Here is an 18,861-nt window from a genome sequence, read left to right on the forward strand (position 1 = left end):
CCTACACTCGGAGACGTGCCACGTGGTGACGGTCGACTCAATCACGATCTGCTTCCGGGCGAGAAGGGCCCCCAGGACGCATGCGGCGTCTTCGGTGTCTGGGCTCCCGGTGAAGAGGTCGCAAAACTCTCCTACTTCGGGCTCTACGCCCTCCAGCATCGAGGCCAGGAATCCGCGGGAATCGCGGTCAGCAACGGCTCACAGATCCTCGTCTTCAAGGACATGGGACTGGTCTCCCAGGTCTTCGACGAGACCTCGCTCGGTTCGCTCCAGGGTCACATCGCGGTCGGACACGCCCGCTACTCGACCACCGGTGCCTCCGTGTGGGAGAACGCCCAGCCGACGTTCCGTGCCACCGCGCAGGGCTCCATCGCGCTCGGGCACAACGGCAACCTCGTCAACACCGCCCAGCTCGCCGAGATGGTCGCCGACCTGCCCAAGCAGGACGGCCGCTCCACCCGGGTCGCGGCGACCAACGACACGGACCTGGTCACCGCGCTGCTCGCGGGCCAGGTCGACGACGACGGAAAGCCGCTGACCATCGAGGAGGCGGCCGGCAAGGTGCTGCCCCAGGTGCAAGGCGCCTTCTCCCTCGTCTTCATGGACGAGCACACCCTCTACGCCGCCCGGGACCCCCAGGGCATCCGCCCGCTGGTCCTCGGCCGGCTGGAGCGCGGCTGGGTGGTCGCCTCGGAGTCCGCCGCCCTCGACATCTGCGGCGCCTCCTACGTCCGCGAGATCGAGCCGGGCGAGTTCGTCGCCATCGACGAGAACGGCCTGCGCACCTCGCGATTCGCAGAAGCGAAGCCCAAGGGCTGCGTCTTCGAGTACGTGTACCTGGCCCGCCCGGACACCGACATCGCCGGCCGGAACGTGTACCTCTCGCGGGTCGAGATGGGCCGCAAGCTGGCCGCGGAGGCCCCCGCCGACGCCGACCTGGTCATAGCGACCCCGGAATCCGGCACCCCCGCCGCGATCGGGTACGCCGAGGCCTCCGGCATCCCCTTCGGCAACGGCCTGGTGAAGAACGCCTACGTGGGCCGCACCTTCATCCAGCCCTCGCAGACCATCCGCCAGCTCGGCATCCGCCTGAAGCTGAACCCCTTGAAGGAAGTCATCAAGGGCAAGCGGCTGGTCGTCGTCGACGACTCCATCGTCCGCGGCAACACCCAGCGGGCCCTGGTCCGCATGCTCCGCGAGGCAGGCGCCGCCGAGGTCCACATCCGGATCTCCTCCCCGCCCGTGAAGTGGCCCTGCTTCTTCGGCATCGATTTCGCCACCCGCGCCGAGCTGATCGCCAACGGCATGAGCATCGAGGAGATCGGCACCTCGCTCGGCGCCGACTCCCTGGCCTACATCTCCATCGACGGCATGATCGAGGCGACCACCATCGCCAAGCCGAACCTGTGCCGCGCCTGCTTCGACGGCGAGTACCCGATGGAGCTCCCCGACCCCGAGCTGCTCGGCAAGCAGCTCCTGGAGACCGAGCTGGCCGCCGGGCCCGCCGCCACGGCCGCCGCCGACGCCATCCGTCGCCCGTAGCCGTCCGCAATACCTGCCGTACGACACGAAGGTTCTCATCGTCATGCCTGACACAACTGGTGCCAGCAGCGCAGCAGCCTCCTACAAGACCGCAGGTGTCGACATCGAGGCGGGCGACCGCGCCGTCGAGCTCATGAAGGAGTGGGTGAAGAAGACGCAGCGCCCCGAGGTCCTCGGCGGCCTCGGCGGCTTCGCCGGTCTCTTCGACGCCTCCGCCCTCAAGAACTACGAGCGCCCCCTGCTCGCCTCCGCCACCGACGGCGTCGGCACCAAGGTCGACATCGCCCGGCAGCTGGGCGTCTACGACACCATCGGCCACGACCTGGTCGCCATGGTCATGGACGACATCGTGGTCTGCGGTGCCGAGCCGCTGTTCATGACCGACTACATCTGCGTCGGCAAGGTCCACCCCGAGCGTGTCGCCGCGATCGTCAAGGGCATCGCCGAGGGCTGCGTACTGGCCGGCTGCGCCCTGGTGGGCGGCGAGACGGCCGAGCACCCCGGCCTGCTGGGCGCGGACGACTTCGACGTCGCCGGCGCCGGCACGGGCGTCGTGGAGGCCGACCGGCTGCTCGGCCCGGATCGCATCCGTACGGGTGACGCGGTGATCGCCATGGCCTCCTCCGGGCTTCACTCGAACGGGTACTCGCTCGTCCGCCACGTCCTGCTGAACGAGGCCGGACTGGCCCTGGACGCGCACCTGGACGGCCTCGGCCGCACCCTCGGCGAGGAACTGCTGGAGCCGACCAAGATCTACTCGCTGGACTGCCTGGCCCTCACCCGCACCGCCGAGGTCCACGCCTTCAGCCACGTCACGGGAGGCGGTCTCGCCGCCAACCTGGCCCGGGTGATCCCCGACGGCCTGCACGCCGTCGTGGACCGCTCCACCTGGGCCCCGGGCGCGATCTTCGACCTCGTCGGTACGACGGGCCGGGTGGAACGCCTGGAGCTGGAGAAGACCCTGAACATGGGCGTGGGCATGATCGCGATCGTGCCCGAGGAGTCGGCGGACGTGGCCCTGACGACCCTGGCCGACCGCGGTGTGGACGCCTGGGTGGCCGGTGAGATCACCGACCGCGGTGACCACGCGACGGGCGCCGCGCTCGTCGGCGACTACGCCGGCTGAGAGCCCGACGACCGTGCGGGTAGCACTAAACCCGGTCGGTGACCTGAGTCACCGACCGGGTGAGTGTTCCGTGCAGGGTCAAGCGCCGCGTCGCTGTTGCGGGGACTGGCCGTCCTCGTCCTGGTCGTCGTCCCCATAGAGGTCGGCGTACCGCGCGTACACGTCATCGTCCTGCTCATCGTCCTCGAATTGCTCGCCATTCGGCGGTTGCGAATTCGACGGCGATGCGCCCAGCTCCTCGGCCAGGCGGGAGAGATCAGTCCCACCGCTGTTGTACTTCAGCTGGCGGGCGACCTTCGTCTGCTTGGCCTTGGCCCGGCCGCGCCCCATGGCTCGACCCCCTCAACGACGGGGCTCGACGGCCCCAGAGTCTTGACACGCGTTCATGGTCCGGCACGGACTCTCCGCGGAGAGTCCGGTCCGTAGGGCTTCCACGGTACCTGAGCCCACGCCCATACGGTACGTCGCCCGTGGGACGTGGCTACGCCCAGGACCTTCGAGGCGCCCCGTCCTCGCTGGTCAAAGGCGATTTTAACCACCTTTCGGCGGTCGACCCGCCGGGAGAAGTGAGAGTTCTCTCCAAGTGCCCCCCGGCAGGTACCGCTCACAGCGTCGAAACGCCTTCCCGATCACCGCGGGATCACACCCGGGAGCGTGCCTCCGCCATCCGCTGCTCGGCGATCCGGTCGGCCGCGGCGGCCGGCGGGATACCGTCCTCATTCGCACGTGCGAAGATGGCCAGCGTGGTGTCGAAGATCTTCGCCGCCTTCTCCTTGCACCGCTCGAAGTCGAAGCCGTGCAGTTCGTCGGCGACCTGGATGACACCGCCGGCGTTCACCACGTAGTCCGGCGCGTAGAGGATGCCGCGGTCGGCCAGGTCCTTCTCCACGCCCGGGTGGGCGAGCTGGTTGTTGGCCGCGCCGCACACCACGCGGGCGGTCAGCACCGGCACCGTCTCGTCGTTCAGCGCGCCGCCGAGCGCGCAGGGGGCGTAGATGTCGAGGTTCTCGACCCGGATCAGGGCGTCGGTGTCGGCGACCGCGATCACCGACGGGTGCCGCTCGGTGATCGCCCGCACGACGTCCTTGCGTACATCGGTGACGACCACGTGGGCCCCCTCGGCGAGCAGGTGCTCGACCAGGTGGTGGCCGACCTTGCCGACGCCCGCGATGCCGACGGTGCGGTCGCGCAGCGTCGGGTCGCCCCACAGGTGCTGGGCCGAGGCCCGCATGCCCTGGTAGACGCCGAAGGCGGTGAGCACGGAGGAGTCCCCCGCGCCGCCGTTCTCGGGTGAGCGGCCCGTCGTCCAGCGGCACTCGCGCGCCACGACGTCCATGTCGGCGACGTACGTGCCGACGTCGCAGGCGGTGACGTACCGGCCGCCGAGCGAGGCGACGAACCGGCCGTAGGCGAGCAGCAGCTCGTCCGACTTGATCTGCTCCGGGTCGCCGATGATCACGGCCTTGCCGCCGCCGTGCTCGAGGCCGGCCATGGCGTTCTTGTACGACATGCCGCGGGCGAGGTTCAGCGCGTCGGCGACGGCCTCCGCCTCGTTCGCGTACGGGTAGAAGCGCGTACCGCCGAGCGCGGGGCCCAGGGCGGTGGAGTGGAGGGCGATGACGGCCTTCAGGCCGCTGGCACGGTCCTGGCAGAGCACGACTTGCTCATGGCCCCCCAGCTCCGAGTGGAACAGGGTGTGGAGGACATCAGCAGGTGCGCCGGTTACGTCGGTCACGGTGGTGACTCCTGTGTAGGTGCGGCGGGTGGAGACGGGTCCCCGTGCGGGTGGCGGGGACTGTGGCACGAGATTAGGGCCTGACGGTGGCCGCCCGCCGCACAGTGCTCAGGATCACCTCCGCACGGAGTACACGCGTGCGACGATTTGCAGAGGTTCCCGCGCGTTTGTGATCGACTGACGCAGGTTTTCCCAGCGTCGCGCGGGGGAGGGAGCAGGCGTGCCCAAGGTGTCCTCGGTGATCGTCCCGTACGCGGCGTACCTGCGCGTGTACGAGCCGCTGACCGCCTTCCCGGAGGAGGAGCGCGGCCACTGGACCCGGTACGCCCGCCGCACCGACCTGCCCACCTACCAGGACGAGCTGCGCCGCTCCCTCGCGGACCTGCTGCCCGTCCCGCCGGTCCCCGTGCCGGTGCACGAGAGCGCGGACGCGTTCGTGACCGAGGTCGACGGGGTGGTCTGCGTCTGCCCGTGGCGGACCCGGCTGCGCGGCTGGCAGGCCCTGGAGGAGCTGTCCGAGGACTTCCCCGAGCCCGTCCTCGACGCCCTGCTGCCCCCGGTCGTGCGCCGGCAGAGCGCCCAGGACTACGAGCGCTGGCTGCGGCGCAACCCGGACGCCCGCCCCTGGATCCGCACCGCCACCTGGCAGGTGCCGATCAACTGGTTCGTCCTGGTCTCCGACGCGGAGCGGGAGTACGAGAAGGCCGGCGACGGCGAGGGGGCGGCCGCGCCGGTGCTGCGCTACCGGACGCCGATGGTGCAGGCCCGCCGCCGGGTCGCCCGGGGCCTGCGGGCGCTGCGCGAGGCCATGGACGAGGGGCCGCTCATCGACGGTCTGGTGGACGTGGGGCGCTGGCTGGAGGAGTTCCACCCGCGCTCCCTGGTGGAGCTGGACTACGGAGGGCTGGTGCACGCGGTGCCGTCCGGTGAGCTGGAGGACGACCACTCGGCCGCCGACGTGGCCGAGGGCATAGAGGCGCTGCGCCACGGCGACGGGGCCGCGGCGGGGGCGGCGTACGGGCGGCTCGTGGAGCGCTGGCGGGCGGTGCGGGACCGGCGGTCCGCGAACTGACGTTTGACGTACCGCCCGATGTGGGGTTTCGTCTTCCGCTCCGACACGTGCCCGGGGTGGGCTGATGTTTCGTCAACAAGGGACGTAGGTCCCGATCCGGGCGTAAGCGTCAAGCGTGACGGACCGCACGTACATCACTCTTGCGCCCCTTCCCCCTCCTCATGCCAAAATAGGACAAGGAGTCCGGGGAGGGCTCCGTCCGTCCTGCTGTGATGCACTGTGGGCGGAATCGCAGCATTGCACGCTTTGGGGGGTCTGGTGACTCCTGATCGCCCTGTGACTGATCGTCACAGCGGCGTGACTGTCCGCTATGGCATGGTCCATCGGCTTCCGTCGCTGATGAACACCTGGGAGGGCAATTCCATCGGTTTGGCCGACGCGGCTGGACGGATGGTGTAGTTGTAGTGCCGAGGACAAGCCGTTCGTCCTATAACCGACTCGACCCGTGTCCGCCATTTCGGGCAACGCGGGTCAAGGTGCAGAATTTAAAGGAAAGAACCGAGAAGGTTCGGTTCTCCCGAGGAGGCCGCTCATGACCGCTCGCACCCCTGATGCCGAGCCGCTGCTGACCCCGGCTGAGGTCGCCACCATGTTCCGCGTCGACCCGAAGACGGTCACGCGCTGGGCGAAGGCCGGCAAGCTCACGTCGATCCGCACGCTCGGCGGGCATCGCCGCTACCGCGAAGCCGAGGTCCGCGCTCTGCTCGCGGGCATTCCGCAGCAGCGCAGCGAGGCCTGAACAACTGAATAACCGGGCAGAACGGCAGGTCCCCCAACCCGCCGAGGTGCTCGGAACCACAGCTCCACACGATGCCGTTCCTGCCCCAACAGGGGTGCGTCGTGGATCGCGCTGGACTCCGCCGGGTCCAGCGCGATCTTTTTTGTGTGCGGTCCTGTGGCTGGGGGAGGGCCGTCGGCCGGCTCTGTGAGCGGCCATGTCGGAGTCTGGGGAGGGGTGTCGGATCATCTGCGCGAGGGCCGCGTAGAGGTGGTACAATTGCACATATTAAATGGAGCTGTTGTAGGGGAGCCATAAGTGCCACGGTTCCAGAAACTCATGCGGTGACACCCGTCACACGGTTCCCCGCTTGTTGGTCCCGGCATCCGTGCGCTAAAGGAGACGTGAGCTCCAGCAGGGCGGCGTGGCAAGGGTGTTGGGAGCGGCGCCCCTCAGGCGGTGGGAGCGCTCTCCTCCTCGAGGCCCTCTTGACGCTCCGTCGGAGACTGTGGGGCGGACGAGTCCAGCGCCAGTCGCAGCAGCCGGTGGCAGATCGGGCAGTGGCGCGTCCGGTGGCGGTACGACGACGCGGCCGCCAGATGCGCGCGGAGCAGGGCCCGCGTCTCGTGCCTGACCGATGCCGCCATACGCCACCTCCGGGAACCGCGCGGAGAACGTGCCCTGTCTCTGAAGTACCGAGGGAATGTGACGCCGTCAAGGCCGCCAGGGGGCGCTGAGGGCCCCCGGTGGGCGTGGGGCGGGGCGGGACGAGTGATGAGGACCGGCGGCGGTCCCACGGGGCCCTTGGGCGCCGCGGGCGCGTGGCCCTCGCCCGGACCGGACCGGACCGCATCGGACCGGACCGGATCCGGGGCAACGAAAAGGGCCCGCACCGATCGGTGCGGGCCCTTGCTGCGGTCCTGACGGGATTTGAACCCGCGGCCTCCACCTTGACAGGGTGGCGAGCACTCCAAACTGCTCCACAGGACCAGGATTTGCGGCGCTTTTTCTTGCGTTGCGCTGCGAGAAGAGACTCTACAGGAGGGCGAGCCCCTGGGTCGAACTCACCCTCCGTACGGCCGTGGTCACGGTGCGAGTGCGTCGATGGCCTTGACGATCCGCTTGTCGGAGACGGGGTAGGCCGTGCCCAGCGCGTGCGCGAAATAGCTGACCCGGAGCTCCTCGATCATCCAGCGGATCTCCAGCACCTGCCGCGGCACCGGCCGCCCCTGGGGCATCTGCTCCAGCAGCCACGCGTACTCGTCCCGCATCTCGTGGACCTTCTCCATCCGGGACGTGTCCCGCTGGACCCCGGTCGGCATCTGCTGGAGCCGCCGGTCCGCGGCGACCAGATACCGCATCAGGTCCGGCAGGCGCTTGATGCCCGCCTCCGTGACGAAACCGGGCTTCACCAGCGCGTCCAGCTGCCCGCGCACGTCCTGGAGGTTGGCCAGCAGCGCGGGGCTCCGTACGGCCTTCAGGCGGCGCTCGCAGGCCTGCCAGGCCGCCAGTACCTGCTGCACCTGGCCCACCGTGCGGACGGTCGTGTCGACGATCTCCGCGCGGACCTTGTCGTAGAGCTTCCGGTACGACTCCTCGTCCCACGCCGGTCCGCCGAAGTCGGCGATCAGCCGGTCCGCCGCCGCCGTGGCGCAGTCGTCGAACAGCGCCTGGATCGAACCGTGCGGATTGGCGGACAGCCCGAGCTTCTGCTGGTTGGTCAGCTTCTCGGACGCGAACTTCGCCGGGTTCACCGGGATGTTGCGCAGGATCAGCCGGCGCGTGCCCTTCCACATCGCCTGCGCCTGCTCGGCCTCCGTGTCGAAGAGGCGTACGGAGACGGTGTTCGCCGTCGGTCCGTCGTCCACCAGGGCCGGGTAGGCCTTCACCGGCTGTCCGGCCCGGCGCGTCTCGAAGACGCGCGTCAGGGTGCCGATCGTCCAGTCCGTCAGCCCCGTGCGCTCCAGGGACTCGCCGCCGCTGCGCTCCGCGGTGGCCGCGGCGGCCTGCGACAGCGCCTTGCGCGCCTTGGGCCTCAGCCGCAGCTTCAGGGCCTCCAGGTCCTTGTCCTCGGCCAGTTTGCGGCGCCGCTCGTCGACGATCCGGAAAGTGATCTTCAGGTGGTCCGGGACCCTCGACCAGTCGAAGTCCTCCGCGTCGAACGGCACTCCGACCATCCGCCGCAGCTCGCGCGCCATGGTCACCGTCAGCGGCTCCTGGAGGGGCACGGCCCGCCGGAGGAACTTCTGCGCGTAGTCCGGCGCCGGTACGTAGTTGCGGCGGACCGGCTTGGGCAGGGAGCGGATCAGCTCCGTGACGACCTGCTCGCGCAGACCGGGGATCTGCCAGTCGAAGCCCTCGTCCGTGACCTGGTTGAGCACCTGGAGCGGAACGTGCACGGTCACGCCGTCGGCGTCCGCGCCCGGCTCGAACTGGTAGGTCACCCGGAACTTCAGCTGCCCCTGGCGCCACGAGTCCGGGTAGTCGTCCTTGGTGACCGCCCCCGCCTTCTCGTTGATGAGCATCTCGCGCTCGAAGTCGAGGAAGTCGGGCTGCTCGTGCCGCTTGTGCTTCCACCAGGAGTCGAAGTGCGCGCCGGAGACGACGTGTTCGGGCACCCGCTGGTCGTAGAAGTCGTAGAGGGTCTCGTCGTCGACCAGGATGTCCCGGCGCCGGGCGCGGTGCTCCAGCTCCTCGACCTCGGTGAGCAGCCGGCGGTTGTCCGCGAAGAACTTGTGGTGCGTGCGCCAGTCGCCCTCGACCAGGGCGTTGCGGATGAACAGCTCCCGGCTGGCCTCCGGGTCGATGCGCCCGTAGTTCACCTTGCGCTGGGCCACGATCGGCACGCCGTACAGCGTGACCTTCTCGTAGGCCATCACGGCCGCCTGGTCCTTCTCCCAGTGCGGCTCGCTGTAGGTGCGCTTGAGGAGGTGCTCGGCGAGGGGCTCGACCCACTCCGGCTCGATCTTCGCGTTGACGCGGGCCCACAGGCGGGAGGTCTCCACCAGCTCGGCGGACATCACGAACCGCGGGGGCTTCTTGAAGAGCGCGGAGCCGGGGAAGATCGCGAACTTGGCGTTCCGGGCGCCCAGGTACTCGTTCTTGCCCGTGCTCCTCCCGGCCTCGCCTCCGGTTTCCTTCACGTCCTTCATGCCGACGTGGGAGAGGAGCCCGGCCAGCAGCGACACGTGGACGCGGTCCTCGGGGGCGTCCTCCTCGTTGAGGTGGATGCCCATCTGCTTGGCGACCGTGCGCAGTTGCGTGTAGATGTCCTGCCATTCGCGGATGCGCAGGAAGTTGAGGTACTCCTGCTTGCACATCCGGCGGAAGGACGACGAGCCGCGCTCCTTCTGCTGCTCCCGCACGTAGCGCCACAGGTTCAGGAAGGCCAGGAAGTCGCTGGTCTCGTCCTTGAAGCGAGCGTGCTGCTGGTCGGCCTGGGCCTGCTTCTCGGACGGCCGCTCCCGCGGGTCCTGGATGGACAGCGCCGCCGCTATGACCATGACCTCGCGGACGCAGCCGTTGCGGTCGGCCTCCAGGACCATCCTGGCCAGCCGGGGGTCGACGGGCAGCTGGGCCAGCTTCCGGCCGGTGTCGGTGAGCCGCTTGCGTACGTCCTTCTGCGCCGGGTCCAGCGCGCCCAGTTCCTGGAGGAGCTGCACGCCGTCGCGGATGTTGCGGTGGTCCGGCGGGTCGATGAAGGGGAACTTCTCGATGTCACCGAGGCCGGCGGCGGTCATCTGCAGGATGACGGAGGCGAGGTTGGTGCGGAGGATCTCCGCGTCGGTGAACTCCGGCCGCGCCTCGAAGTCGTCCTCGGAGTACAGCCGGATGCAGATGCCGTCGCTGGTCCGCCCGCAGCGGCCCTTGCGCTGGTTGGCGCTGGCCTGCGAGACCGGCTCGATCGGCAGCCGCTGGACCTTGGTGCGGTGGCTGTACCGGGAGATCCGGGCGAACCCGGGATCGATCACGTACTTGATGCCGGGCACGGTCAGCGAGGTCTCGGCGACGTTGGTCGCCAGAACGATCCTGCGTCCGGTGTGCTGCTGGAACACCCGGTGCTGTTCGGCGTGCGACAGCCGCGCGTACAGCGGCAGCACCTCCGTGAACCGGTACTTCTTCTTCTCCAGGGCGTCGGCGGTGTCCCGGATCTCCCGCTCCCCGGAGAGGAAGACGAGGATGTCGCCCTTCCCCTCCGCCATCAGCTCCTCGACGGCGTCGGTGATCGCGGTGATCTGGTCCCGGTCGGCGTCGTCGCCGTCCTCCTCCAGCAGCGGCCGGTACCGCACCTCCACCGGGTACGTCCGTCCGCTCACCTCGATGATCGGCGCGTCGCCGAAGTGCCGCGAGAAGCGCTCCGGATCGATCGTCGCCGACGTGATGACGACCTTCAGGTCCGGCCGCTTCGGCAGCAGCTGGGCGAGGTAGCCCAGCAGGAAGTCGATGTTGAGGGACCGCTCGTGGGCCTCGTCGATGATGATCGTGTCGTAGGCGCGCAGCTCACGGTCGGTCTGAATCTCGGCGAGCAGGATGCCGTCCGTCATCAGCTTGATGAACGTGGCGTCCGGGTTCACCTGGTCGGTGAAGCGCACCTTCCAGCCGACGGCCTCGCCCAGGGGCGTGTCCAGCTCGTCCGCCACGCGTTCGGCGACGGTGCGCGCGGCGATCCGCCGCGGCTGGGTGTGGCCGATCATGCCGCGCACACCCCGGCCCAGCTCCACGCAGATCTTCGGGATCTGGGTCGTCTTGCCGGACCCGGTCTCACCGGCGACGATGACCACCTGGTGATCACGGATGGCCTCCGCGATCACGTCCTTCTTCTGGCTGACGGGCAGCTGCTCCGGGTAGCTGACGGCGGGCACACGGGACCGGCGTTCACCGATGCGCTGCTCGGCCTTGGCCACCTCTGCGTCGATCTCGGCGAGGACCGCGGCGCGGGCCTCCGGCTTGCGGATCTTCCGCGCACCTTCGAGCCGCCGGCCGAGCCGGTGCGCGTCGCGCAGGGACAGCTCGGTCAGCCGAGGGGCGAGGGTGCCGAGGGCGGGGGCGGGGTGCGTAGACATACGGGTTCCAGGATCTCATCCCCGAGAAAAACCTGGCGAACGATTTCCGCCCGGTCTCCGTCGTCCACCCGTGGCGGCGACACAAAACCCCCGTCGATGATCTCGACGGGGGTTGAATGTGGCTGGGGCCGGGGTCGAACCGGCGACCTATCGCTTTTCAGGCGATCGCTCGTACCAACTGAGCTACCCAGCCGAGAGGTTTCACGTGAAACCTCAGCGGTCCTGACGGGATTTGAACCCGCGGCCTCCACCTTGACAGGGTGGCGAGCACTCCAAACTGCTCCACAGGACCAAGCTCGTGTACGACAGTGTCGCACACCGTACTGCGTGCCCCCAACGGGATTCGAACCCGTGCTACCGCCTTGAAAGGGCGGCGTCCTAGGCCGCTAGACGATGAGGGCTATCGGCCCGCCTGGGCGCTTCGCAGCGCGTCGGGGACGTGAGAAGCATATGGGATGGCGGGAGGTATCGCCAAAACGGTTTACGGCGGGGTGGGGGTGGGGCCGGTCGGGGACGGGCCGGTGCGCGAGGGCGAGGGGCTCGTGCCGCTCGCGGACGGGCCCGTGCCGGTGGGTGAAGGGGTCGCGCCGGGCTGGTTCTCCTTGGGGAGGTGCCGGCTGACCTCGGCCGTCGTCAGGCCCAGGCCGCCCAGTTCGATCTCGTCCCAGGCCTGGAGCCGCCGGCTGTCCCGGTCGAAGTACAGGATCGACGCCTGGATCGGGTCGGGGTGCTTCCCCTCGACCGCGCGCAGGCCGCTGCCGCCGGTGGAGCCCTCGATGCGCAGGCGGGTGCCGTACTTCATGACCTCCATGTCCTCGCGGTGGACGTGCCCGGCGAGGACCAGCGGGACCTCACCGTCGACCTGGCGCGCCGCCGACGGTTCGTGGGCGACGGCCACGTCGACGGGGGTGCCGGCCGCGCGCTGGTCGCGCAGGGCCGAGGCCAGGCGGGCGCCGGCCAGTTCCTGGGACGCCTCGGCGCCTTCCGGCCGGGAGCGGTCGGGGGTGAACTGGGGGTCGCCGATGCCGGCGAAGCGCAGCCCCGCGATGTTCCGCGCCAGGCCGTCGTCCAGGACGTGCGCGTTCTTCAGGCCCTTGAGGTACTCCTGGGTGACGCGGGAGTCGTGGTTGCCGCGGACCCAGACGTAGGGGGCGCCGAGATCCTCGACGGGGTCCAGGAAGCTGTTCTCCGCGGCGGTGCCGTGGTCCATGGTGTCGCCCGAGTCGACGATCACGTTCACCTCGTACTGCTCCACCAGCGAGGCGATGATCTTCCAGCTCGCCGGGTTCAGGTGGATGTCCGACACGTGCAGCACGCGGATCGTGGTCGGGTCGGGCTGGTAGGCGGGGAGGGTGGAGGTGACGTCGTAGAGCTTGGTGACGTTCGTGACCAGGCGGGCCAGTTCCTTCTGGTAGATGTCGAACTCGGTCACGATGCTGCGCGCGTTGCCGACGAGGGAGGGCGCGGAGGAGAGCAGGCCGGAGAACTTCGGCTCCAGGACGGAGTCGGGGTTCAGGGTCGCGTAGGCGGTGCCGCCGGAGGCGACCAGCAGGGTGAGGGCCATGCCGCCGGCGGCCAGCGCGGGGCGCGGGCGGCGGTAGACCGCCAGTCCTAGGGCGGTGGCGCCGGTGACCACGGCGACGCAGGAACGGACGGCGAGGTCGAGCGTGCCGTGCGCGACGTCCCGCGCGACCTCGTCCTGGAGACCGGAGAGGCGTTCGGGGTGGTCGACCAGGGCCTGGGCGCGGTCGGGGTCGAGTTGGTCGACGTTGACGTCGAGGCGGACCGGGGCGATGTGGCTGTCGAGCCGGAGAGCGCCCAGCGGGGAGACGTTGATCTTCGTGCCACCGCTGACGGAGGGGCGCAGCGTCATGGTCGTGTTCATGGGGCCGACGGGGACGCGGACGTCCCCCACGACCAGCAGGCCCAGCCAGGCACCGAGCAGCACGACGGCGACGAGACCGGCGGCGCGGGTCCAGGGACGCGACCGGGGGGCGAGTTCCGGCGCCGCGGCCGCCCGGCGGGTCCGGGGGCGGCGGCGGAACAGGGCGCGCGGGGCGTTGCGGATGGAGTTCATCACCTCGGCCAGGACGTGCAGGACGGCGGCGGGGACGCGAGCCATTGGGCCCGTATGCCCAAGCCCCGGGGCGGGTATGCGGACGCCGGCTCGCGGCCGCCGCGCGGGGCGGCCGCGGACGGCTGTGTCGTACTCCACGGTCGTACCCGACAATGGGCCTGTGCTGGAGATGACGCGCGAGGAGTTCGAGGAACTGGTCGCCGAGGCCCTGGACCGGATTCCGCCGGAGTTGACGCGGCTGATGGACAACGTCGCCGTGTTCGTCGAGGACGAGCCGCCGGCGGACGACCCCGAGCTGCTCGGGCTGTACGAGGGGACACCGCTGACGGAGCGCGGGGAGTGGTACGCCGGCGTGCTGCCGGACCGGATCACCATCTACCGGGGGCCGACGCTGCGCTTCTGCGAGACCCGTGAGGACGTGGTGGCGGAGACCGAGGTGACGGTGGTCCACGAGATCGCGCACCACTTCGGGATCGACGACGCGCGGCTGCACGCCCTCGGGTACGGGTGACGCGCTCGGGTCAAGGTCCACGGTGCGCGGCGCGTGTCCTCTTGTGGGTGACGGGAGTTGGGCACGGCGACTCCTGACCCCCGGAGGTGGCCGCCCGTGCGCCCCTTGAACGTTCCCGTCCGACTGGCCGCCACGGCCGTGGCCGTCGCCGCCGCCGCCGGCTGCATGAGTGTCGGCGACGGCGCGTCCGGCGGGGGCGCCAGGCCGTCGCACTCCACCGGGGAGCGGGGCGACGAGGCACCCGGCGGCGGTCCGGCGCTGACGGGCGGGAACGCCGGGTACGGCGCGGCGGCGGCCGACGAGGGGCGTGGGCGCGGCAAGGGGAAGAAGGGCAAGGGCGACGGCGCGGACGCGGGCGGGGGCAAGAGCGGGGACAAGGGCCGGAAGGGTACGGACGCCTCCTCGGCGACCGTGCCGCCCGGACGGGCGACCGGGGCTCCGCCCGCGCAGGGCGGGGGCGAGGAGCCCGCGCCCACCCGGACGCCGCCCCCGGAACCCACGCGCACGGCCGAGCCGGAGCCGACACCGACCCCGGAGCCGCCGGTCTCGCCGACGCCCGAGCCGACCCCGGAGCCGTCCTCGTCGGCGCACGAGCCGCCGGGGACGCAGCTGGCGCAGCGGGAGCCGGCCCCCGAGGCCGGGGCACCGGCGTAGGGGACACGGGTGGCGCCAGAGGACGGACGCGACAGCGTCACCGGGGCCGCGGACGGGTGGGCCAGCTGGTCGGCAACCGGGGCTGCGAGCTGGTCGGCAACCGGGGCCGGAGCCGGGTCGGCAACCGGGGCCGCGGCCGGGTCGGCAACCGGGCTGAGCTGGGCATGTGCTACCCGGTTTGCCTTCGGGGGTGGAGGGTGCGTATGGTGGTAGATCGTTTGATCCCATTTGCCCGGCGCCACCGCAGAGCGCGCCGTGTGGCGCGTACTCTCCTTTGCCGTGGTGGACCGCATCGAGGCGGTCGTATTGCGAATCGCGATTCACGGAGTTGACGGGCGCGTGCCGACGAGAGACTCCGGAAGGTTTCGCATTCGCATGTCCATCACCAGTACTGATCACGTCGTCGTGCCCGAGAACGCCGAAGGCGTGGAAGGCACGCCGGAGGCCGTCGAGGCCCCCACGACCCCCGAGGCTCCCGAGGCCACCTTCGCCGACCTGGGCCTGCCCGAGGGCGTCGTGCGCAAGCTCGCGCAGAACGGCGTGACCACCCCCTTCCCGATCCAGGCCGCGACCATCCCGGACGCGCTGGCGGGCAAGGACATCCTCGGCCGGGGCCGCACCGGCTCCGGCAAGACCCTCTCCTTCGGTCTGCCGACCCTGGCCACGCTGGCCGGCGGCCGCACCGAGAAGCACAAGCCGCGCGCCGTCATCCTGACGCCGACCCGTGAGCTGGCCATGCAGGTCGCCGACGCGCTCCAGCCGTACGGCGACGTCCTCGGCCTGAAGATGAAGGTCGTCTGCGGCGGTACCTCCATGGGCAACCAGATCTACGCCCTGGAGCGCGGCGTCGACGTCCTCGTCGCCACCCCGGGCCGCCTGCGCGACATCATCAACCGCGGCGCCTGCTCCCTGGAGAACGTGCAGATCGCCGTCCTCGACGAGGCCGACCAGATGTCGGACCTGGGCTTCCTGCCCGAGGTCACCGAGCTGCTCGACCAGGTCCCGGCGGGCGGCCAGCGCATGCTCTTCTCGGCCACGATGGAGAACGAGATCTCCACGCTGGTCAAGCGCTACCTGACCGACCCGGTCACGCACGAGGTCGACAGCGCCCAGGGCAACGTGACGACCATGTCGCACCACATCCTGGTCGTGAAGCCCAAGGACAAGGCGCCGGTCACCGCCGCGATCGCCTCCCGCAAGGGCCGCACGATCATCTTCGTCCGCACCCAGCTCGGCGCCGACCGCATCGCCGAACAGCTCTGCGACGCCGGTGTGAAGGCCGACGCGCTGCACGGCGGCATGACGCAGGGCGCGCGCACCCGGGTCCTGGAGGACTTCAAGAAGGGCTACGTCAACGCGCTCGTCGCCACCGACGTCGCCGCGCGCGGCATCCACGTCGACGGCATCGACCTGGTGCTCAACGTCGACCCGGCCGGTGACCACAAGGACTACCTGCACCGCGCGGGCCGCACCGCGCGCGCCGGCCGTACCGGCACGGTCGTCTCCCTCTCCCTGCCGCACCAGCGGCGTCAGATCTTCCGGCTGATGGAGGACGCGGGCGTCGACGCCACGCGCCACATCATCCAGGGCGGCGCGGCCTTCGAGCCGGAGGTCGCCGAGATCACCGGTGCCCGGTCGATGACCGAGGTCCAGGCCGAGTCCGCGGGCAACGCGGCGCAGCAGGCCGAGCGCGAGGTCGCCCAGCTCAACAAGGAGCTGGAGCGGGCCCAGCGGCGCGCGACCGAGCTGCGCGAGGAGGCGGACCGGCTGGTCGCCCGCGTCGCGCGGGAGCGTGGCGAGGACCCGGAGACCGTGCTGGCCGAGGTGGCCGCGGCGGTGACCGAGGCCGAGGTCTCGCTGCCCGAGCAGCCGGGCGCGCGGGACGTCGAGAAGGTCGAGAGGGCCGAGCGGAGCGGCGGCAACGGCCGCGACCGCTTCGCCGACCGCGACCGTTCCTTCGAGCGTCGTGACGACCGGGGCGGCGACCGTGGTGGCCGTTCGTTCGAGCGTCGTGACGACCGGGGCGGCGACCGCGGCGGCTTCCGTCGTGACGACCGGGGTGACCGGGGCGGCGACCGTGGTGGGCGTTCGTTCGAGCGTCGTGACGACCGGGGCGGCCGTTCCTTCGAGCGCCGTGACGACCGTGGCGGCTTCCGCCGTGACGACCGGGGTGACCGGGGCGGCGACCGTGGTGGGCGTTCCTTCGAGCGTCGTGACGACCGGGGCGGCGACCGTGGTGGCCGTTCGTTCGAGCGTCGCGACGACCGCGGTGGTGACCGCGGCGGCTTCCGCCGTGACGACCGGGGTGACCGGGGCGGCGACCGTGGTGGGCGTTCCTTCGAGCGTCGTGACGACCGCGGTGGCGACCGTGGCGGCTTCCGCCGTGACGACCGCGGCGGACACCGCGGCAGCGACCGTCCGTTCAACCGCGACCGCCAGGGCGACCGCCCCGGCAGCGACCGTCCGTTCAACCGTGACCGCCAGGGCGACCGCCCCGGCTTCCGCTCCGGCGGCCACGACCGCCCGTACGGCCGTCGTGACGACCACCGCGGTTCCTCCTCCTCCTTCGGCCGCCGTGACGACAAGCCGCGCTGGAAGCGCAACGGCTGACGCCGAGCAGTACTGAGCGCCGTGGCCTCCACCCCCTGGGGTGGAGGCCACGGCGCTTTGTTCCCGGCGCCTCACTTCCCGCCATGGAGTGACGCATGTCACGTCGCCCCGAAGGGAATTGCTGGGGGCATGACAGATGACGCCAAGGTGAGTGGGCTGTCGGACGAGGAACGGCTGGCCCAGCTCGGCTACACCCAGGTTCTGGCCCGCCGCATGTCGGCGTTCTCCAACTACGCGGTCTCCTTCACCATCATCTCGGTCCTCTCCGGCTGCCTGACCCTCTACCTGTTCGGTATGAACACGGGCGGTCCGGCCGTCATCACGTGGGGCTGGGTCGCCGTCGGACTGATGACCCTCTTCGTCGGCCTGGCGATGGCCGAGATCTGCTCGGCGTACCCGACGTCGGCGGGCCTGTACTTCTGGGCGCACCGTCTCGCGCCGCCCCGCACGGCCGCCGCCTGGGCCTGGTTCACGGGCTGGTTCAACGTGCTGGGCCAGGTCGCGGTCACCGCCGGCATCGACTTCGGCGCCGCGTCCTTCCTGGGCGCCTACCTGAACCTCCAGTTCGACTTCGAGGTCACCCCCGGCCGCACGATCCTCCTCTTCGCCGCCATCCTGGTCCTGCACGGCCTGCTCAACACCTTCGGCGTCCGCATCGTCGGCCTGCTGAACAGCGTCAGCGTCTGGTGGCACGTCGTCGGTGTGGCGGTCATCGTCGGCGCGCTGACCTTCGCGCCCGACCAGCACCAGTCGGCGTCCTTCGTCTTCGGCGAGTTCGTCAACAACACCGGCTGGGGCAGCGGCGTCTACGTCGTCCTGATCGGCCTGCTGATGGCCCAGTACACCTTCACCGGCTACGACGCCTCCGCCCACATGACCGAGGAGACGCACGACGCGTCCACGGCCGGTCCGAAGGGCATCGTCCGCTCCATCTGGACCTCCTGGATCGCCGGCTTCGTCCTCCTCCTCGGCTTCACCTTCGCCATCCAGTCCTACGACGGCGCCCTCGCCTCCCCGACCGGGGCGCCGCCCGCGCAGATCCTGCTCGACGCGCTCGGCGCCACCGCCGGCAAGCTCCTGCTGCTGGTCGTCATCGGGGCTCAGCTCTTCTGCGGGATGGCCTCGGTGACGGCCAACAGCCGCATGATCTACGCCTTTTCCCGGGACGGCGCGCTGCCCTTCTCCCACCTCTGGCACACCGTGAACCCGCGTACCCGCACGCCGGTCGCGGCCGTCTGGCTGGCGGCGCTGGCGGCGCTGGTCCTCGGCCTGCCCTATCTGATCAACGTCACGGCGTACGCGGCGGTGACGTCGATCGCCGTCATCGGCCTCTACATCGCCTACGTCATCCCGACCCTGCTGCGGCTGCGCAAGGGCGACGACTTCGAGCGCGGGCCCTGGCATCTGGGCCGCTGGTCGCGGGCGGTGGGCGTGGTGGCGGTGACGTGGGTCGGCGTCATCACGGTCCTGTTCATGCTTCCCCAGGTCTCCCCGGTGACCTGGGAGACCTTCAACTACGCGCCCGTCGCCGTCCTGGTGGTCCTCGGCTTCGCCGCGACCTGGTGGCTGGCCTCGGCCCGGCACTGGTTCCTCAACCCCGACCACGCACGCACCCGGGCCCGTACGGCGGCCCGGGCGAACACCCCCGAGCCGGTGGACCCGTAGCCGCCGGACCGCGCGACCGAGGCCGACGCGGCCGTGTCTCCGATACCCGATCGGCGTCCCGGCCGCGTCGGGCTATGCTCGGTGTGGC

Annotated in this window: 13 protein-coding genes and 4 tRNA genes; 8 read left to right on the forward strand and 9 right to left on the reverse strand. The window is 70.6% G+C overall.

All coding sequences use genetic code 11. The features are described 5' to 3' along the window. The first annotated feature begins 15 nt into the window (after positions 1-15). Both purF and purM read left to right on the forward strand, forming a co-directional pair. Positions 16-1,542 (forward strand): amidophosphoribosyltransferase, encoded by a 1,527-nt coding sequence (gene purF / locus ACGF5T_RS06640; protein WP_053133517.1) that lies wholly within the window; start codon positions 16-18, stop codon positions 1,540-1,542. Between the two features lie 43 nt (positions 1,543-1,585). Continuing rightward, the gene (gene purM / locus ACGF5T_RS06645; RefSeq protein ID WP_356602899.1) at positions 1,586-2,668 is read left to right on the forward strand and encodes a phosphoribosylformylglycinamidine cyclo-ligase; all 1,083 of its coding nucleotides are present in this window, start codon (positions 1,586-1,588) and stop codon (positions 2,666-2,668) included. Positions 2,669-2,746: 78 nt separating this feature from the next. Here purM and ACGF5T_RS06650 read toward each other — a convergent pair whose 3' ends face one another. After that, a complete protein-coding gene (locus ACGF5T_RS06650) occupies positions 2,747-2,998 on the reverse strand; it encodes a DUF3073 domain-containing protein (RefSeq protein WP_053133512.1) in 252 nt (83 codons plus the stop codon). Between the two features lie 310 nt (positions 2,999-3,308). Beyond that, positions 3,309-4,403 carry a Glu/Leu/Phe/Val dehydrogenase dimerization domain-containing protein gene (locus ACGF5T_RS06655; protein ID WP_356602901.1) on the reverse strand — a complete coding sequence of 365 codons (1,095 nt, stop codon included), beginning with the start codon at positions 4,401-4,403 and terminating at the stop codon, positions 3,309-3,311. A 220-nt stretch (positions 4,404-4,623) separates the two neighbouring features. Between ACGF5T_RS06655 and ACGF5T_RS06660 the strand changes: the two genes are divergently transcribed. After that, a complete protein-coding gene (locus ACGF5T_RS06660) occupies positions 4,624-5,475 on the forward strand; it encodes a hypothetical protein (protein WP_356602903.1) in 852 nt (283 codons plus the stop codon). Positions 5,476-6,007: 532 nt separating this feature from the next. After that, the gene (bldC, locus tag ACGF5T_RS06665; RefSeq protein ID WP_003949541.1) at positions 6,008-6,214 is read left to right on the forward strand and encodes a developmental transcriptional regulator BldC; all 207 of its coding nucleotides are present in this window, start codon (positions 6,008-6,010) and stop codon (positions 6,212-6,214) included. 431 nt (positions 6,215-6,645) lie between these two features. Here the strand turns inward: bldC and ACGF5T_RS06670 are convergent, their stop codons facing one another. The 7 genes from ACGF5T_RS06670 to ACGF5T_RS06700 all read right to left on the reverse strand — a co-directional run bounded on the left by ACGF5T_RS06670 (position 6,646) and on the right by ACGF5T_RS06700 (position 13,378). Beyond that, positions 6,646-6,840 (reverse strand): DUF6274 family protein, encoded by a 195-nt coding sequence (locus tag ACGF5T_RS06670; protein WP_356602905.1) that lies wholly within the window; start codon positions 6,838-6,840, stop codon positions 6,646-6,648. Between the two features lie 268 nt (positions 6,841-7,108). Further along, a tRNA-Asp gene (locus ACGF5T_RS06675) sits at positions 7,109-7,183 on the reverse strand. A gap of 95 nt (positions 7,184-7,278) precedes the next feature. After that, positions 7,279-11,256, reverse strand: coding sequence for an ATP-dependent RNA helicase HrpA (hrpA, locus tag ACGF5T_RS06680; RefSeq protein WP_356602907.1), 3,978 nt, complete (start codon positions 11,254-11,256; stop codon positions 7,279-7,281). Positions 11,257-11,375: 119 nt separating this feature from the next. Next, positions 11,376-11,449, reverse strand: a tRNA-Phe gene (locus ACGF5T_RS06685). Between the two features lie 24 nt (positions 11,450-11,473). Continuing rightward, positions 11,474-11,548 (reverse strand) — tRNA-Asp (locus tag ACGF5T_RS06690). A gap of 36 nt (positions 11,549-11,584) precedes the next feature. Next, positions 11,585-11,657: transfer RNA gene (locus ACGF5T_RS06695), tRNA-Glu, on the reverse strand. 80 nt (positions 11,658-11,737) lie between these two features. Continuing rightward, a complete protein-coding gene (locus ACGF5T_RS06700; RefSeq protein WP_366767631.1) occupies positions 11,738-13,378 on the reverse strand; it encodes a metallophosphoesterase in 1,641 nt (546 codons plus the stop codon). A gap of 115 nt (positions 13,379-13,493) precedes the next feature. Between ACGF5T_RS06700 and ACGF5T_RS06705 the strand changes: the two genes are divergently transcribed. From ACGF5T_RS06705 to ACGF5T_RS06720, 4 genes are all read left to right on the forward strand, one after another. Beyond that, positions 13,494-13,844, forward strand: a complete 351-nt coding sequence (locus ACGF5T_RS06705) for a metallopeptidase family protein (RefSeq protein WP_043383624.1) — start codon at positions 13,494-13,496, stop codon at positions 13,842-13,844. Positions 13,845-13,940: 96 nt separating this feature from the next. Next, positions 13,941-14,498, forward strand: a complete 558-nt coding sequence (locus tag ACGF5T_RS06710) for a hypothetical protein (RefSeq protein ID WP_361018393.1) — start codon at positions 13,941-13,943, stop codon at positions 14,496-14,498. 375 nt (positions 14,499-14,873) lie between these two features. Further along, positions 14,874-17,108 (forward strand): DEAD/DEAH box helicase, encoded by a 2,235-nt coding sequence (locus ACGF5T_RS06715; protein ID WP_356602913.1) that lies wholly within the window; start codon positions 14,874-14,876, stop codon positions 17,106-17,108. 129 nt (positions 17,109-17,237) lie between these two features. Beyond that, a complete protein-coding gene (locus tag ACGF5T_RS06720; RefSeq protein WP_356602915.1) occupies positions 17,238-18,773 on the forward strand; it encodes an amino acid permease in 1,536 nt (511 codons plus the stop codon). Positions 18,774-18,861 lie beyond the last annotated feature (88 nt).

It is taken from the genome of Streptomyces sp. NPDC047853, assembly GCF_043204535.1.
Lineage (GTDB): Bacteria > Actinomycetota > Actinomycetes > Streptomycetales > Streptomycetaceae > Streptomyces.